Source organism: Sphingomonas kaistensis (assembly GCF_011927725.1).
Lineage (GTDB): Bacteria > Pseudomonadota > Alphaproteobacteria > Sphingomonadales > Sphingomonadaceae > Sphingomicrobium > Sphingomicrobium kaistense.
This window is the reverse complement of sequence record NZ_JAATJC010000001.1, coordinates 376,091-392,170: the sequence shown is the minus strand read 5'-3', so window position 1 is coordinate 392,170 and position 16,080 is coordinate 376,091. Positions and strand designations below refer to the sequence as shown.

At 68.1% G+C, this 16,080-nt stretch carries 17 protein-coding genes; 4 read left to right on the top strand and 13 right to left on the bottom strand.

Features of this window, described 5'->3' with window-relative positions:
- Window position 1 precedes the first annotated feature (1 nt).
- The 7 genes from GGQ97_RS01835 to GGQ97_RS01805 all read right to left on the bottom strand — a co-directional run bounded on the left by GGQ97_RS01835 (window position 2) and on the right by GGQ97_RS01805 (window position 6,719).
- The gene (locus tag GGQ97_RS01835) at window positions 2-295 is read right to left on the bottom strand and encodes an integration host factor subunit alpha (RefSeq protein WP_168067372.1); all 294 of its coding nucleotides are present in this window, start codon (window positions 293-295) and stop codon (window positions 2-4) included.
- A 162-nt stretch (window positions 296-457) separates the two neighbouring features.
- Complete coding sequence (locus GGQ97_RS01830) at window positions 458-1,420, bottom strand: beta-ketoacyl-ACP synthase 3 (protein WP_168067371.1); 963 nt, start codon at window positions 1,418-1,420, stop codon at window positions 458-460.
- 6 nt (window positions 1,421-1,426) lie between these two features.
- Window positions 1,427-2,497, bottom strand: coding sequence for a phosphate acyltransferase PlsX (plsX, locus tag GGQ97_RS01825; RefSeq protein WP_342448421.1), 1,071 nt, complete (start codon window positions 2,495-2,497; stop codon window positions 1,427-1,429).
- A gap of 14 nt (window positions 2,498-2,511) precedes the next feature.
- Window positions 2,512-2,691 carry a 50S ribosomal protein L32 gene (rpmF, locus tag GGQ97_RS01820; RefSeq protein WP_029941941.1) on the bottom strand — a complete coding sequence of 60 codons (180 nt, stop codon included), beginning with the start codon at window positions 2,689-2,691 and terminating at the stop codon, window positions 2,512-2,514.
- A 147-nt stretch (window positions 2,692-2,838) separates the two neighbouring features.
- A complete protein-coding gene (locus tag GGQ97_RS01815) occupies window positions 2,839-3,471 on the bottom strand; it encodes an MBL fold metallo-hydrolase (RefSeq protein WP_168070627.1) in 633 nt (210 codons plus the stop codon).
- 41 nt (window positions 3,472-3,512) lie between these two features.
- Window positions 3,513-5,435 carry a S9 family peptidase gene (locus GGQ97_RS01810; RefSeq protein WP_209022771.1) on the bottom strand — a complete coding sequence of 641 codons (1,923 nt, stop codon included), beginning with the start codon at window positions 5,433-5,435 and terminating at the stop codon, window positions 3,513-3,515.
- 12 nt (window positions 5,436-5,447) lie between these two features.
- Entirely contained in the window at window positions 5,448-6,719 is a 1,272-nt protein-coding gene (locus GGQ97_RS01805) for a dipeptidase (RefSeq protein WP_168067370.1), read from the bottom strand.
- A gap of 55 nt (window positions 6,720-6,774) precedes the next feature.
- On the opposite strand from GGQ97_RS01805, the gene pabB reads away from it, so the two are divergent.
- A complete protein-coding gene (gene pabB, locus GGQ97_RS01800) occupies window positions 6,775-8,496 on the top strand; it encodes an aminodeoxychorismate synthase component I (RefSeq protein WP_342448420.1) in 1,722 nt (573 codons plus the stop codon).
- Here the strand turns inward: pabB and pdeM are convergent.
- Both pdeM and GGQ97_RS01790 read right to left on the bottom strand, forming a co-directional pair.
- The gene (gene pdeM / locus GGQ97_RS01795) at window positions 8,493-9,155 is read right to left on the bottom strand and encodes a ligase-associated DNA damage response endonuclease PdeM (RefSeq protein WP_168067369.1); all 663 of its coding nucleotides are present in this window, start codon (window positions 9,153-9,155) and stop codon (window positions 8,493-8,495) included. The two genes, pabB and pdeM, sit on opposite strands and share 4 nt — an antisense overlap.
- A 42-nt stretch (window positions 9,156-9,197) precedes the next feature.
- Complete coding sequence (locus GGQ97_RS01790) at window positions 9,198-9,653, bottom strand: 3'-5' exoribonuclease (RefSeq protein ID WP_168067368.1); 456 nt, start codon at window positions 9,651-9,653, stop codon at window positions 9,198-9,200.
- 69 nt (window positions 9,654-9,722) lie between these two features.
- Between GGQ97_RS01790 and GGQ97_RS01785 the strand changes: the two genes are divergently transcribed.
- The gene (locus GGQ97_RS01785) at window positions 9,723-11,222 is read left to right on the top strand and encodes a M20/M25/M40 family metallo-hydrolase (RefSeq protein ID WP_245197809.1); all 1,500 of its coding nucleotides are present in this window, start codon (window positions 9,723-9,725) and stop codon (window positions 11,220-11,222) included.
- On the opposite strand, the gene GGQ97_RS01780 is transcribed toward GGQ97_RS01785, so the two are convergent.
- The 3 genes from GGQ97_RS01780 to GGQ97_RS01770 are packed head-to-tail and all read right to left on the bottom strand — an operon-like array spanning window position 11,219 to window position 14,130.
- The gene (locus GGQ97_RS01780; protein ID WP_168067366.1) at window positions 11,219-11,482 is read right to left on the bottom strand and encodes a hypothetical protein; all 264 of its coding nucleotides are present in this window, start codon (window positions 11,480-11,482) and stop codon (window positions 11,219-11,221) included. The two genes, GGQ97_RS01785 and GGQ97_RS01780, sit on opposite strands and share 4 nt — an antisense overlap.
- Before the next feature lie 27 nt (window positions 11,483-11,509).
- Window positions 11,510-13,936, bottom strand: coding sequence for a ligase-associated DNA damage response DEXH box helicase (locus tag GGQ97_RS01775; RefSeq protein WP_168070621.1), 2,427 nt, complete (start codon window positions 13,934-13,936; stop codon window positions 11,510-11,512).
- On the bottom strand, window positions 13,933-14,130 hold the full coding sequence (locus tag GGQ97_RS01770) for a hypothetical protein (protein ID WP_168067365.1): 198 nt from the start codon (window positions 14,128-14,130) through the stop codon (window positions 13,933-13,935). Before GGQ97_RS01770 ends, GGQ97_RS01775 begins: the two co-directional genes overlap by 4 nt.
- Window positions 14,131-14,150: 20 nt before the next feature.
- Between GGQ97_RS01770 and GGQ97_RS01765 the strand changes: the two genes are divergently transcribed.
- Window positions 14,151-15,197: a ligase-associated DNA damage response exonuclease gene (locus GGQ97_RS01765; protein WP_168067364.1), complete on the top strand. Its 1,047-nt coding sequence runs from the start codon at window positions 14,151-14,153 to the stop codon at window positions 15,195-15,197.
- 53 nt (window positions 15,198-15,250) lie between these two features.
- A complete protein-coding gene (locus tag GGQ97_RS01760; protein ID WP_168067363.1) occupies window positions 15,251-15,715 on the top strand; it encodes a DUF411 domain-containing protein in 465 nt (154 codons plus the stop codon).
- Window positions 15,716-15,732: 17 nt separating this feature from the next.
- Here the strand turns inward: GGQ97_RS01760 and GGQ97_RS01755 are convergent, their stop codons facing one another.
- On the bottom strand, window positions 15,733-16,008 hold the full coding sequence (locus GGQ97_RS01755; RefSeq protein ID WP_168067362.1) for a DUF4242 domain-containing protein: 276 nt from the start codon (window positions 16,006-16,008) through the stop codon (window positions 15,733-15,735).
- Between the last annotated feature and the right edge of the window lie 72 nt (window positions 16,009-16,080).

The following is a 16,080-nucleotide window of genomic DNA, read 5'->3' as shown; positions in this document are numbered from 1 at the left end:
GTCAGTCGCGCGCGATGCGGTCGCGCATGGTCTGGCTGGCGCGGAAGGTCATCACCCGGCGCGGTGCGATCGGCACTTCGACCCCGGTCTTGGGATTGCGCCCGACCCGCTGACCCTTGTCACGCAGGATGAAGCTGCCGAACCCCGAAATCTTGACGTTCTGACCATGCGCCAGCGCCGAACACATATGATGAAGCAGCCGCTCGACCATCGAGGCCGACTCGGCACGGCTCAGCCCGAGCTTGCGGTGCACAACATCGCCAAGATCGGCACGCGTGAGCGTACCGCTGTGCATTTCGCTTCCTTGCCCGCCACGCGGGACGCCTGCATCGGCCATCCGTTTACTCCCGCCCTGTCGGCGCCCCTGATTTTGCGCGCCCCCACGATCGTGCATAACGCAAGATAGGTAGGTCGGCAAACAGACAATCTGCGCAAGTTGCCGATGATTGTCCGAGGGTTAAATGGAAAGTAAGGCGGCGCCCCAGGTGAAACCGCCGCCCATCGCTTCCAGCACGATGAGGTCGCCAGGCTTGATCCGGCCGTCCTTCACCGCGACGTCGAGCGCCAGCGGAACCGAGGCGGCAGAGGTGTTGGCGTGGCGGTCAACAGTCACCACCACCTTGTCCGGCGACAAGCCAAGCTTGCGCGCGGTGGCGTCGAGGATCCGGGCATTGGCCTGGTGCGGAACCACCCAATCGACGTCGGCCGGGGTCTTGCCGCCTGCCTCGAGCACTTCGCCGAGGACCTGCGCGAGGTTGACCACCGCGTGGCGGAACACCTCGCGGCCCTTCATCCTGAGCTTGCCCACCGTTCCGGTGGTCGATGGCCCGCCGTCGACATAGAGCATGTCGCCCCACTGGCCGTCGGCGTGCAGCTTGGTGGCGAGGATCCCGCGGCTTTCGGTGTCCTCGGCGCGCAGGACAACGGCGCCGGCACCGTCGCCGAACAGGACGCAGGTGGTGCGGTCCTCCCAGTCGAGGATCCGGCTGAAGGTCTCGGCCCCGATCACCAGCGCGGTCTTGGCATTACCGCCGCGCAGCATCGAATCGGCTACGGTCAGGGCGTACAGGAAGCCGGTGCAGACCGCATGGACATCGAACGCGATGGCGTCCTTGATCCCGAGCAGGTGCTGCACCTTGGTCGCCGAGCTGGGAAAGGTCTGGTCGGGGGTTGCGGTGGCGAGGATGATCAGGCCGATGTCGGCCGGTTCGAGCCCGGCATGGTCGAGCGCCTTGCGCGCCGCCTCGGTCGCCAGGCTGGCGGTGGTTTCGCCCTCGCCCGCGATATAGCGGCTGCGGATGCCGGTACGCTCGACGATCCATTCGTCCGAGGTATCGACCTGCGCGGCCAGTTCCTGGTTGTCGACACGCCGGGCGGGAAGTGCCGACCCTACTCCGAGAAAAACGCTACGCAGGGCCACCTGGGGTTACTCGCTTACGGCAAAGGCGTGGGCGCGGAATTCGTCGAGGTCGCTCACCACTTGGTTGACGATATCGCCCCGGACCATCCGCGCTGCAACGGCGATGGCATTGGCGACTCCCTTGGTGTTGGCCCCGCCGTGGCTTTTCACCACCAGCCCGTTGAGGCCGAGGAAGACCGCGCCATTGTGGTTGTTGGGGTCGAGATGGACCTTGAGCATGTGCAGCGCCGGCTTCGACAGCGCGAACCCGGCCTTGGACCGCAGCGACGAGGTGAAGGCGCGGCGCAGGAGGTCGGTAACGAAACGTGCGGTGCCCTCCGCGGTCTTGAGCGCGATGTTGCCCGAGAAACCGTCGGTGACGACCACGTCAACCTTGCCGCGCGACAGTTGGTCGCCCTCGGTGAAGCCGTCGAAGGTGAGGTGGAGGTAGGTCGCCTCCCGCAGCAGGGCGGCGGCTTCCTTGAGCTCGCCGGTGCCTTTCAGCTCCTCGGTACCGATGTTGAGTAGCTTCACCCGCGGTTTCTTCAGCCCAAGCACGGTGCGTGCATAAGCGGCGCCCATCACTGCGAACTGGACGAGGTTCTGGGCATCGCACTCGGTATTGGCGCCGAGGTCGAGCATCACGCAGTCATGGCTTCCGAGTGTCGGAAGAAGCGCGGTCAGCGCCGGCCGGTCGATCCCGGGCATGGTGCGCAGCGCAAGCTTGGACATCGCCATCAGCGCGCCGGTGTTGCCGCCCGAGAGGGCCGCATCGGCGCTGCCGTCCTTCACCGCGTTGATCGCCAGCCCCATCGAGGTGGTGCGGGCACGGCGCAGGGCCTGGCTCGGCTTTTCGTCGCCGGCAATGCTGTCGGCAGCATGGAGGATGGTGGCGCTGCCGGCAGGCAGCGACATGCGCTCGAGGCGGGAAGCGATGGCCGCCTCGTCGCCGACGAGAAGGAAGCGAAGCGAACGGTCGGCGCGCAACGCACGCTCGACCCCGCCCAGCACCGCTTCGAGGCCGCCGTCACCACCCATCACGTCCACTGCGATCCGCGGAGCGCTGAGGCTCCGGGCACTGGCCGGTGTGGGGGTCACGTCAGCGACGCTCTTCAGGCCTCGGTCGAGACGATCTCGCGGCCGTTATAATGGCCGCAGGCCTGGCACAGATTGTGCGGGAGCTTGAGCTCGCCGCAGTTCGGGCATTCCTGGAAGCTCGCCGGGGTCAGCGCGTGATGGCTGCGGCGCATGTTGCGCTTCGAGGGCGAGGTCTTTCTCTTGGGGACGGCCATTGCGGCACCTGTTCTAAGCTGTTGCGGTCAAAAAAGAAGGCGACGCCCCTTTGCCGGCTCACCGGGGCGAACCCCGAGGCGGCGACAAGGATCGTCGCGAACGGGCGGCCTATAGCGGAACGGGGCGCGGAAGCAAGGGCAGGCGGCTCAGGCCAGCACCTTGTCTCCGACGAAGGGGTTGCTTGCCCGCTCGCGCTCGAAGCTGCTGGCCGGGCCGTGGCCGGGGATGAACACCGTCTCGTTCCCGAGCGGCCACAGCTTGTTCCTGACCGAATCGAGCAGGGCCTGGTGATCGGACAGCGGAAAGTCGGTCCGCCCGATCGAGCCTGCGAACAGCACGTCGCCGACCAGCGCCAGCTTGGAGGGCGGATGGTGGAAGATGACGTGGCCCGGCGTGTGCCCGGGGGTCTGGTAGACGTCGAGCACAAGGTCGCCGACCGTGACCTGCTCGCCATCGGTAAGCCAGCGATTGGGTTCGAACGGCGAGGCGTCGATGCCATAGGCCGCGCCGTCGTCGGCCAGCCGGGCGATCCAGAACAGGTCGTCGAGGTGCGGGCCCTCGATCGGCACGCCCAGTTCCGCCGCCAGCTGACCGGCCTGGCCGCAATGATCGATGTGGCCGTGGGTCAGGATGATCTTCTCCACCGTCACCCCCGCCTGGGCGATGGCCGAACGGATCTTGGGCAGATCGCCGCCCGGATCGCACAACGCCGCCTTGTTCGTCGCGGTGCACCACAGGAGGGTGCAGTTCTGCTGAAGCGGGGTGACCGGGATCACCATCGCCTTCAGCGGCGGATTGTCTTGGACGCTCACGAAACTCCTTACTTGAGCAGCGTCTGCTGCCAGAATTGCAGGGTCGACCAGAACAGATAGTCCTGGTTCTCCTTCTTGCCGAAGCCGTGGCCCTCGTTCTCGCCGACCATGTACCACGTCGGCGCGGCGCCGGGACGGGCATTCAGGGCCGCGACGACCTGGTCGGCCTCCGACTTGGGCACGCGGGGATCGTTGGCGCCCTGCACCACGAACATCGGCGCCTTGATCTCGCCGATCCGGCGCAGCGGGCTGATTTCCAAGAGCTTGGCGCGCTGCTTGGGATCGCGCTCGTCGCCATATTCGACGCGGCGAAGGTCGCGGCGGTAGCTTTGCGTGCCTTCAAGGAAGGTGACGAAGTCGGAGATGGCGACGTTGCACAGCGCGCCCTTGAAGTCGGCGGCGTAGCGGATCGCGCTCGCATAGCACATGTAGCCGCCATAGCTGCCGCCGGTCACCGCCATGCGGGCCGCGTCGATCGCCGGATCGGCCTTGAGCGCGGTCAGGAAGGCGCCGATGTCCTTGACCGAATCCTCCCGCTTGAACGGCCCGTTGTCGAGGCTGACGAAGCGCTTGCCGAAGCCGGTCGAGCCGCGGACGTTGGGGAGGAAGACCGCGATCCCCAGCTCGTTGATGAGGTAATTGTCGCGCCCCATGAAGCCCGGGCGCTCCTGCCCCTCGGGACCGCCGTGGATGTCGACCACCACCGGGCGCTTGCCGGGGAATTTGGCGGGGTCGGGGCGATAAAGGAAGCCCGACACGCGCTCACCGTCGAAGCTCTTCACCTCGATCAGCTGGGCCGACGGATTGCGCGAGAAATCGAGCCCGCCGGTTTCGCTCTGGGTCCAGCGGGTGAGCTTGCCCGTCTGGGGATTGAGCGACCAGGCGTCGGCAGTGCCCTGCGCCGAATTGAAGGTGAAGCCGAGCTCGCCCCACGGCGACCATTCGAGGCCGCCGGCGACTCCGACCGGAAGCGTGGTCACCTGCCGCGATCGGCCGCTGGCCACGTCGAAGAGGTAGAGGCGGCTGATTCCGGCCTCGTTGGTGAAATAGGCGATAGTGCGACCGTCGTCGGACAGGTCGAAGCTGTCGATGTCCCACCGGCCGGCGTTGGCGACGGGCGTGAACTTGCCGGTCGCGGTATCCATCCGCCCGAGGCGCTGGACGTCGCTGTCCTCGTCCGACAGCACCCACAAGGCACCATCGGGGGCGAATTCGGCGCCACCGAAGGCAATGTCCTTCTTGAGGTCGCCGAGTGGGGTCAGCTGCTGGGTGGCGAGGTCGAGGAGATAGGGGTCGCTGTTCGTGACCTGCTGATAATTGAGCACCAGCGCCTTGGCATTGCCGGGCGCGAAGGCGGCGACGCCCCATCCGCCGCCCTTCACCTCGGCGACCAGCCGGTCGGTCTTGGGATCGCGCGGGTCCATCACGTACAGGTCAGTGTCGGCGCCGTTGCGGCGGGTCGAGCTGTAGGCGAGTAGCTTGCCGTCCTTGCTCCACGCGCCCGAGCTGTTGCGGCTCTTGCCGTCGGTCAGCAGCGTCAGCCGGCCGCCGTCGAGCCGGTAGAGCTGGAAGAATTCGGCGCCGCCGCGGTCCATCTGCGTCACCAGCACGTCGCCCGACGGGGCCCAGCTGCCGCCGACCGGCTCGGGCTCGAAGGTGATCTGCTGACGGTCCATCAGCGGGCCCGCGACGCGGTGGAGCTGGGGGACGTTGGCGAAGCGGGTACGGATCAACATCGAGCGGTCGCGCGCGTTCCAGCCGGCGAAGCCGGCGCTGCGCAGCTCCATGTAGGGGCGCGTGCGGGCGGCGAGTTCGGCCGGGACCGGGGGCACCGCCTGGACGGTCAGCGCGGCGGGCTTGGGCGCAGGCGTCTGCGCAAAGGCCGAGCTCGAGACAAAAGCGGCAAGGGCCAGCGAGACGCGGGTCAGCATGGGTTCGGGCTCCTAGTTGGCGGGCTTGGGCGGGTTAAGCGTCGCCATCGAGGGCGGCACGTCCTTCATCCTGGCGGCGGTCGCCTCCGCCCCGCGCAGCGCGCGAAGGACATTGCCGCCGGCCAGCTTGGCGAGGTTGGCGTCCGACCAGCCGCGGCGGATCAGTTCGGCGAACAGGCGCGGATAGGCTTCGACGCCTTCCAGCCCGACCGGCGTGCGCGGAATGCCGTCGAGGTCGCCGCCGATCCCGACATGGTCATGGCCGGCGACCCTGGCGACATAATCGATATGGTCGGCGACTTCCTTGATCCCGACCACCGGGCGCGGATTGGCGGCGACCCAGGCTTCCATCGCCTTGGTGACGGCGGCGGCGTTGGCGCGGTTGTAGGTCTTCACCCGCGCTTCCTCGGCGGCCTGTTCGCCGTCCCACTTCCACTGGGCGGGGCTGAGGAAGCTCGGCACCCACGTCACCATCACCACGCCGCCATTGGCCGGCATCAGGCGCAGCACGTCGTCGGGGACGTTGCGCGGATGGGGGTTCACGCCCGCCGCGCTGGAGTGGGAGAAGATCACCGGGGCCTGGGACGCCGCAATCGCATCGCGCATGGTCGCAGGCGCGACGTGGCTCAAGTCCACCATCATGCCGAGGCGATTCATCTCCTTCACCACTTCGACCCCGAATGGCGACAGGCCGTCATATTTGGGCTCGTCGGTGCCGGCATCGGCCCATTCGGTGGTTTGGTTGTGGGTCAGGGTCATGTAGCGCGCGCCAAGGTCGTAGAAGCGCCGCAGCGCCGCCATCGAGCCGCCGATCTGGCGCCCGCCCTCGATCCCCAGCATCGAGCCGACCCGGCCCGCCTTGTGCGCTGCCTCCATCTCGTCGGCGCTGCGGGCGAAGCGGAGGGTGTCGGGGTAGGCGTCGATGATGCGGTGGGCGGTGTCGATCTGTTCCAGCGTGACCCGGATCGCTTCGTCGCCGAGCGTGGTGCCGTCGATATAGACCGACCAGAACTGACCGCCGACCCGGCCGGCCTTCAAGCGCGCCATGTCGGTCATCAGCGGCGGCTTCCAGCTGTCGGTGCCGCTTTGCAGCCCTTCGACCTTGCTTCCGAAGTCGCCGCGAAGCGCCCACGGAAGGTCGTTGTGGCCGTCGATCAGCGGGGTCCGCTTGAGAATCCGGTCGATCCGCTGGCTGACCTTGGGATCGATCGGCGGGTTGGTCGGGGAGGTCTGGGCCATGGCGGACACCGGGAGCAGGCTCGCCGCGGCGAGCAGGAGGAGCATGGATCGCATAAGCCTAGCTTTACGAACCGGGGCGCCGCTTGCAATGGCCTGATCTGTGGATGCGCCGTTTCTCCTGTTCGACGATGCCCGGTCGGGTGACCCCGCGCGGCTGTACCGGCGGCCGGTGGGCGAGGTTCGGGCCGAGCGGATGGAGGAGGTGCTGCCCGCGCTCGACGCGTTGCAGGCGGCGGTGCGAAGCGAACGTCACGCGGCCGGCTTCCTCGCCTATGAGGCAGGCTATGCGCTGGACCCGGCGCTTGCGGGCGCGGCGCGGCAGGGTGACGGGCCGTTGCTGTGGTTCGGATTGTTCGACGGCTTCGAGACGGTCGCCGCCGACGCTGTGCTGCCCAATCCGGCGAGCGGCTGGAACGGCGCTCCCGAGCCGCTGGTCGACCGCCGCGATTATCTCGGCGCAGTCGAAACGGTCCACGAGCAGCTTCGCGCTGGCGACTATTACCAGGTCAATCTGACCTTCCCCAACCGGGTGCCGTTCGAGGGCGATCCGGCAGCGCTCTATGCGCGCATGCGGGAGGCGTCGCGGATGGGGTGGGGGGCGATGATCCGCCATCCGGACGGCTGGCTGCTGAGCCTCAGCCCCGAGCAGTTCTTCACACTGCGCGGCGGGGTGATCGAGGCCAAGCCGATGAAGGGCACCGCCGCGCCCGATGCCCCGGCAAAGGCACTGACGGCCGATCCCAAGAACCGCGCCGAGAACCTGATGATCGTCGATCTCCTCCGCAACGACCTGGCGCGGGTGGCGGAGCCGGGGAGCGTGACGGTCCCCGAGCTGTTCGCGATCGAGCGCTACCCGACCGTCACCCAGATGGTCAGCCGGGTGACCGCGCGGCTCCGGCCCGGGCTCGACGCGGTCGACGTGCTGCGCACCATTTTTCCCTGCGGATCGGTGACCGGGGCGCCCAAGGTCGCGGCGATGAAGGCGCTGCGGGCGCTCGAACCGCACCCGCGCGGCGCCTATTGCGGCTCGGCCGGATGGATCGAGCCGGGGGGTGACGCCGCGTTCAACGTCCTGATCCGGACCCTCGAGATTGCACAAAATGTGCAGCAGGCGACACTTGGCCTCGGTTCCGGGCTTGTGGTCGATTCGGTTGCGGACGATGAATGGTCCGAATGCAACAACAAGGGAGCCTTCGTGACGCGTGACCGCCCGGCGATCGACCTGATCGAGACCATGCGCTTCGATCCCGGTGAAGGCGTGATCGAGCTTGACCGCCACCTCGATCGGCTGGGGGCCTCGGCGGAGGCGTTGCAGTTCCAGTTCAACCGCCACGCGGCCCGCAACGAGCTCCAGGCCGCGACCTTTGGCCGCCGCGCGCCCGCCACTGCCCGCCTCCTCCTGTCGCCGACGGGGGTGATGGCGGTGGAGGTTCGGGCGATACCGCGGGTGCGGACCGAGCCGGCGCGGATCAAGATCGTGCCGTTGCCGGTCGCGCCCGATGATTACCGGCTGCGGTTCAAGACCACCGATCGCGCTTTCTACGACCAGGCGCGGATCCAGAGCGGCGCGGACGAGGTGATCTTCGCCGATCCCGACGGACGCCTGACCGAAGGAAGCTTCACCTCCTTGTTCGTCACGCGCGACGACGGAATTCTGGTGACGCCGCCGCTCGCCCGCGGGCTGATCCCGGGAATCCTTCGCGACAAGCTGATCGCCGAGGGCGCAGCGGTGGAGGGCGATCTCGTCCGCGCCGACCTCGAGGGCGGGTTCCTGGTCGGCAATATCCTGCGCGGCCTGGTGAAGGCGCGGCTGGTCGACTAGGCGGCGAGCGGGAACTTCAGCAGGCGGTCCTTGACCGGGACCAACGCGGCGGCCGGCGACCCGACCTTGCGCAAAATTTCCTTGTGGCCGGCATCGAGCCCGCCGGTCAGCGCACCGAACGCGGGGAGGATCAGCTTGGCACCGCTGGCGACGAAGCAGCGGCGGCTGACCCGCCGGCCGCGTACCTGCAGCCGAAGCTTGGGATGGTAATGGCCCGACAGCTCCGGGCGGGGATCGCGGATGTCGGCTTCGTGGCGGAGGATCAGGCCGTCGACCTCGACCTCCTCCCTCAGCGTGCCGCCGCAATGGTCGGCGAAGCCAGGGTCGTGGTTGCCGAGGATCCAGGTCCAGTCGAGCCGGGCGGTCAGCGCAAGCAGCATGGCGCGCGCCGCTTCGGGCAGGCGGTCGCAGCCGAACTTGTCGTGGAAGCTGTCGCCGAGGCAGTAGAGCCTCTCGACACCGGTGCGGTCGACCACCTCGGTCAGCGCGGCCAGCGTCGCCTGGCTGTCGTAGGGCGGCAGGAACTGCCCGAGCTTGGCGTACCAGCTCGCTTTCTCGAGGTGGAGGTCGGCGACCAGCAGGGCGCGCCGTTCCGGCCACCACAGGGCACCCTGGGGATCGGCGAGGAATTCGTGTCCGGCGAACGAAAGGGGAACCATCGTGGGGCCGCTTAGCCCGACTCCTGATTCCGTGGCAACGACTTAGTAGCCGCGGTTCACCACATGGTCGCGCAGCGCGCGGGCGTCGTGGAGAGCATTGTGGGGAACCGCGCTGTTGCGGGCGGTGGAGAAGCCGGCGAGGTTCATTAGCCGGAAGGTCAGCGGCGGCACCGTCACCATTTGGCCGTTGCCGGTCATCAGCGCCTTGCAGAAATAGGCGATGTCGTCGGGCCAGTCGGCGACGATCTCGACTTCCTCGAACGGGCTCAGCCAGCGCGACAGTTCGCGGGCGACGTCGGCAGCGGGTTGCGGCGCCGCCTTCAGCGCCAGTGGCACGGTGTCGAGATAGGGGATGACGTGGCGCTCGACCCAGTCGATGCAGGGGCGTTCGTGCTCGACGATCGCATAATATTCCTCGCTGTCGTCGTCGGGGACCAGCGCCAGGCTGAGCAAGGCCCCGCCGAAGCCGTCGAATTCGCAATCGAGGAAGTAGCGCATGGGCTTAGGCTCTGGACGAGGAAGCGCGGCCGCGCCAGTCTCCCGCCAAACCAAACCGGGGGAATGACGATGCGCCTGACCTTGACCAGCCTTGCCGTGAGCACCGCCCTGATCGCGACAGGGGCGACGGCGCAGACCCCGAACCGGGCCGACCTCGCCAAGGTGGTGGCCAGCCGCCACGACACCACGGTCAAGGCGCTGCAGGCGTGGATCGCGCTGCCGACCATCGCCGCGGAAAAGCGCAACGTCGCCGAGGGTGCCGACTATATGCGGCGGCTGGCGCTGGACGCCGGCTTCCAGAAGGCGCGGGTGGTGCCGTCGGGCGGCGTTCCGGGCGTGTTCGCGACGCTGGACGCGGGCGCTCCGGTCACGCTCGGCATCTACTTCATGTACGACGTGAAGCAGTTCGATCCCGCCGAATGGTCGAGCCCGCCGCTGGAGGGGCGGCTGGTCGACCGGCCGGGCGAGGGGCAGGTGATCATGGGCCGCGGGGCGGTCAACCAGAAGGGGCCGCAAATGGCCTTCCTGGCGGCGCTGCAGGCCTTGAAGGCGAGCGGCCGCAAGCTGCCGGTCAACCTGGTGCTGGTGGCCGAGGGCGAGGAGGAGATCGCGTCACCCAACTTCCCGGCGGTGGTCGCCGATCCCGAGGTCGCCGCCGCGCTGAAGAAGACCGTCGGCGTATTCATCCCGACCACGACGCAGGACAGCAACGGGCAGGCGGGGATCACGCTGGGCGCCAAGGGCGCGGTCGAATTCCAGCTGATCGTCGGCGGCGAGACCAGCGACAAATATCCCAAACTCGACGTCCATTCGAGCAATCATGCGCGGATCGAAAGCCCGGCCTGGCGGCTGGTGAAGGCGCTCGACAGCCTCGTCGCCGACGACGGCCACACCCCGGCGATCGACGGGTTCAGGGACAATGTGAAGCCGCTTACCGCGCGCCAGAAGGAATTGATCGCGCAGCGGGTGGCGGCGACCAACGAGGCGGAGGTCAAGCGCACGCTGGGCATCGGCAAGTGGATCGGCGACGAGGATTACCAGACCAGCTCCGAACGCTTCCTTGGCCAGCCGACGGTCAACATCCAGGGCCTGGTCAGCGGCTACACCGGCGTCGGCGGCAAGACCGTCCTGCCGGGCCGGGCCGAGGCCAAGCTCGAATTCCGGCTGGTGCCCGACATGACCCGGCAGGAGGTCGAGACCAAGCTCAGGGCCCACCTCGCCAAGCGCGGGTTCGACGACGTCAAGGTGGTGGTGAGCGGCGGCTATGGTCCCAACCAGACCGACGAGAACAGCCCGTTCATCCAGGCCCAGAAAAAGGTCTTCGAGCGGGCCGGCATCGCCTACACGCTGACCCCGCGCAACGCCGGCAGCTGGCCGGGGGTGGTGTTCAACGGCGCGCCGCTCAACCTGCCGACCGGGCAATTCGGGATCGGCCGCGGCAACGGCGCCCATGCGCCCAACGAATGGTTCCTGATCCGCTCGGCCAATCCTAAGGTGGCGGGGATCGACGAGGCGGCGATGCTCTACGTCGATTATCTCTACGAGGTGGCGAAGCTCGGCCGGCGCTAGCGCGGCGGGCAGAGGTCGTCGGGCCGGGCGCGGCTGTTGCGGCAGCGCGCTTCCAGCTCGCGGCGTTCGCGGCCGAGGCGTTCCTCTTCCTTGCGGATTTCCCGCCCGCGCTTCTCATCGGCTTCGGACTGGCTGGTGGTGGCGAGGTCAACGCCCTTGGACACAACCTTGACCGGCAGGGTGACGACGTCGACCGCGGTACTGGCCACGGCGCAGGCCGTGAGGGCGGGGGCGAAGAGCAGGACTGGCAGGAAGCGCATAGCGGCGTCCTAGCAGATCCGGGCGGCTCAGTCCTCGCGCATCGCCAGTTCGGCGATGGCGCTTTCGGCTTCGACCAGCAACGCCTCGTCGGCGCTCGCGCCGCTCGGCAGGGCTTCGCGGCCGATCACCACCATCAGCGGCACCGCCATCGGGGTGACGCGCGAGAGGTGGACATGGACCATCTGCGCCGCGGCGCGCTCGACCAGCCGGGCGAGACGGCCAAGCTCGGTCATCCGGGCGCGGGCATCGTCCCAGGCGGCGCGCATCAGCAGATGCTCGGGCTCATACTTGCGCAGCACGTCGTAGATGAGGTCGGTCGAGAAGCTGACCTGCTTGCCGGTCTTGCGCTTGCCCGGATGCTGCCGCTCGACCAGCCCGCCGATCACCGCCACTTCGCGGAAGGCGCGCTTCAGCAGCATCGACTGCTCGACCCATTCGACGAACTCGCCTTCCAAGATGTCGGGGGAAAGCAGCGGCGCGGGATCGCCGATCGGCTCCAGCCCGTAGACCGACAGCGCATAATCGTTGGCGACGAAGCCCAGGGGCTTCAGGCCCATCTTCTCCATCCTCTTGGTCACCAGCATGCCTAGGCTCTGGTGCGCGTTCCAGCCTTCGAAGCTGTACATGATGAGATAATGGCGGCCTTCGTGGGGAAAGGTTTCGACCAGCAATTCGTCGGGCTGGGGCAGGCGCGAGCGGCGCTGCTGCACCTCCAGCCATTCGCGCACGTCGGGCGGGAAGCGGTGCCAGTCGGTGGGATCGGACAGCATCACCTTGACCCGGTCGGCAAGGTGGGTCGTCATGCTCATCCGCTGGCCGCCATAGGTGACCAGCCGTGCTTCCTTGGAGGAGGCCTGGACCAGGATGTCGCTGTCCTTGAACTGCAGCACCTCGAGGCTCAATCCGGCGAAGAACACATGGTCGCCCGGGCTGAGGGTCGAGGCGAACCCTTCCTCGACCCGGCCGAGCATCCGCCCGTTCTTGAAACGGACGTCGAGCATCGGATTGTCGACGATGATGCCCGCGTTCATCCGGTGCTGGACCGCGACGTTGGGACGGGTGATCCGCCAGTGGCCCGAGCCGGCGGGTTCCTCCACCAGCCGCCGGAACTTGTCATAGGCGCGCAGGGCATAGCCGCCGGTCGCGATGTAGCTCAGCACGTTGGCGAAGATGGCGTCGGTCAGCCCGGCGTAGGGGGCGGCGGAGCGGATCTCGGCCAGCAGTTCGGCTTCCTCGAACGGGGCAGCGCAGGCGCAGGCGAGGATGTGCTGGGCCAGGGTGTCGAGCGTGCCGGGGCGGAAGATTTCGGGATCGAGCTCGCCCGCGTCGACCGCGTCCAAAGCGGCGCGGGCTTCGAGATATTCGAAGCGATTGCCCGGCACGATGGTGCCGTGACTGGGCTCGTCGAGGCGGTGGTTGGCGCGGCCGATCCGCTGCAGCAGGCGGGACGACCCCTTGGGCGCCCCCATCTGGATGACGAGGTCGACATTGCCCCAGTCGATGCCGAGGTCGAGGCTGGAGGTGCAGACCAAAGCCCGCAGGCGGCCGTCGGCCATCGCCGCCTCGACCTTGCGGCGGGCTTCCAGCGCCAGGCTGCCGTGGTGGACCCCGATCGGCAGGCCGTTCTCATTCTCCTTCCACAGGTCTTGGAAGATCAGCTCGGCCAAGCCCCGGGTGTTGCAGAAGACGAGGGTCGTCTTGTGTTTCTCGATCTCGGCCATGACCTGCTTGGCGGCGTAGCGCCCCGAGTGCCCCGACCAAGGAACGCGGTTCTGGGGAAGCAGGATGTCGAGCTGCGGCTCCGCGCCCTTGGCCCCCAGCACCACGTCGACCTCGTCCATGTCGGCATCGGGCGCGAGCCAGCTGCAATAGGCGTCGGGATCGGCGACGGTGGCGCTGAGGCCGACCCGGCGCAGGTCCGGCGCGATGCGTTGCAGCCGGGCAAGGGCGAGTGCGAGCAGGTCGCCGCGCTTGTCGCGGGCGAAGGCGTGGATCTCGTCGAGCACGATGGTCTTGAGCCCGGCGAACATGTGGAAGCTGTCGGGATAGGACAGCAGCAGGCTCAGGCTTTCAGGCGTGGTCAGCAGCACCTGCGGCGGCTTGACCCGCTGCCGCGCCTTGCGGTCCGACGGGGTGTCTCCGGTGCGGGTCTCGACCCGAATCGGCAGCCCCATCTCCCCGATCGGGTCGAGCAGGTTGCGCTGGACGTCGACCGCAAGCGCCTTGAGCGGCGAGATGTAGAGCGTGTGGAGCCCCTCGGCCGGGTTCTCGACCAGCTCGCAGATGGTCGGGAGGAAGCCGGCCAGCGTCTTGCCCGCCCCGGTCGCCGCCACCAGCAGGGCGTGGCGGCCGGCGCGGGCCCGCTCCAGCATCTCCAGCTGATGACGCCGCGGTTGCCAGCCGCGGGCCGTGAACCAGCCGGCGACGACGGGAGGGAGGTCAGCCCCGGTCAGAGGCCGCTGTGGCCGTCGCGCTCATGCTCGCGCTGCTCGGCGGCATAGTTTTCGCGCGTCGCCCGCTCGGTGATCTCCGGATCGACCTTGCTGCCCTTGTTCTTGAGGAACGCCCAGGCCATCACCACCACCAGCAGGATCGGCCCGATGATCGTCACGATGCTCCAATAGTTCACGTCGCTGCCTTCGGCCATGTCGGCGTCCTCTTATCATTATGCGTGCGGAACCGTCCGCTTGTCCTTGTCGTATAAGAGCCGTGCCGCGCCTAGGTTCCTGGATCGAGCCCCATCCGACGGGGATATACGTGCGGCCCGCCGATGCCTGGGTCGATCCGTCGCAGCCGCAGGCGCGCGCTTTGGTCACCCACGGCCATGCCGATCACGCCCGCGGCGGGCACGGCACGGTGTGGGCGACGCCCGAAACGCTGGCGATCATGGGGGTCCGCTACGGCGACCAGAACGGGTGCGAGGTCGCTTACGGCCAGAGCGTCACGGTCGGCGAGGTGGAAGTGAGCTTCGTGCCGGCCGGCCACGTGCTTGGGTCCGCGCAGATCATCCTCGACTGGAAGGGCGAGCGGGTGGTCGTGTCGGGCGACTACAAGCGCCGGCCCGACCCGACCTGCGAGCCGTTCCTGCCGGTCAAATGCGATATCTTCATCACCGAGGCGACCTTCGGCCTGCCGGTGTTCCATCATCCCGAGACCGGCGGCGAAATCGACCGGCTGCTAATCCGCCTCGCCGACAATCCCGATCGCTGCGTGCTGGTCGGAGCCTATGCGCTGGGCAAGGCGCAGCGGGTGATCGCCGAGGCCAGGCGGCGCGGGCACCACCAGCCGATCTACCTGCACGGCGCGCTGGAGCGGCTGTGCACCCTTTATGCCGAGCAGGGGATCGACCTCGGCGAGCTTCGGCTGGTCGCGGGGACCGACAAGAAGGAGATGATGGGGCATCTCGTCCTGTGCCCGCCAGGAGCGCTTAACGATCGCTGGAGCCGGCGACTGCCCGACCCGATCACCGCGGCGGCGAGCGGGTGGATGCGGATCCGCCAGCGCGCGCGGCAGAAGAACGTCGAACTGCCGCTGATCATCTCCGACCATGCCGACTGGGGCGAGCTGACCGACACCATCCTCGAGATCGCGCCCAAGGAAGTGTGGATCACCCACGGCCGCGAGGACGCGCTGATGCACTGGTGCATGACCCGGCAGATCAAGGCGCGGGAATTGAACATGGTCGGGTATGACGACGACGAGGACGACGGCTGAGGGCCGGCCCGCCGTTCATCGACAGGCGAGGTGAGTTGCGTCATGGTCGCGCCATGATCGACCTGTCTTCGCTCAACCGCCGCCGCCTGCTGGGGCTGACCGCCACCGGTGCGGCAGTGCTCGCCGCGCCCGCGCTCGCCGCCGCTCCGCCAGCGATGACCACCTGGCGCAGCCCGACCTGCGGCTGCTGCACCAAGTGGGTCGATGCCATGCGCAAGGCCGGCTTTGCGGTGACGCTTCGCGAGACCGACGACATGGCGGCGGTAAAGAAGCGCCTGAAGGTGCCCGACGCCGCGCAGAGCTGCCACACGACCCTGGTCGGCGGTTTGGTGGTCGAAGGCCATGTTCCGGCCGATGCGATCCGGACGCTGCTGGCGCGACGGCCGAAGGGCGTGATCGGGATCGCCGCCCCCGGCATGCCGCGCGGTTCGCCCGGGATGGAGACGGCGGACGGGGCCAAGGACCCGCTCAACCTGACCCTGTTCGACGCCGCCGGCCGGGTCCGCCGCTTTAGCTGAGCCGACAGGCCGGGCCGTCAGCCCTCCGCCGTGGTCGGGTCGATCATGGCGCGCACCTGCGAGATGCGGTTGGCCGGGAAGCCGCTCCGCTCGGCATGGTCGCGAATCAACTGCTCGTCGGGCGCGCGGTAGACGCAGTAGATCTTGTCGTCGGTGACGTAGGAGTGGACCCACTCGATGTCGGGGCCGAGGTCCTTGATCACCGAGCAGCTGTGCTGCGACGCACCCTTGAGGTCGGCGGGGCCGAGCTGGCCCGCCCCGGGCATGTCACGCTCGATTACATAGTCCGGCATGATCCGACCTTCCTTATAGTGAAAGTGGCGGAAAACTGCAGCAGACGCGCGCTGCTGTCGAGTCTTCCGGCC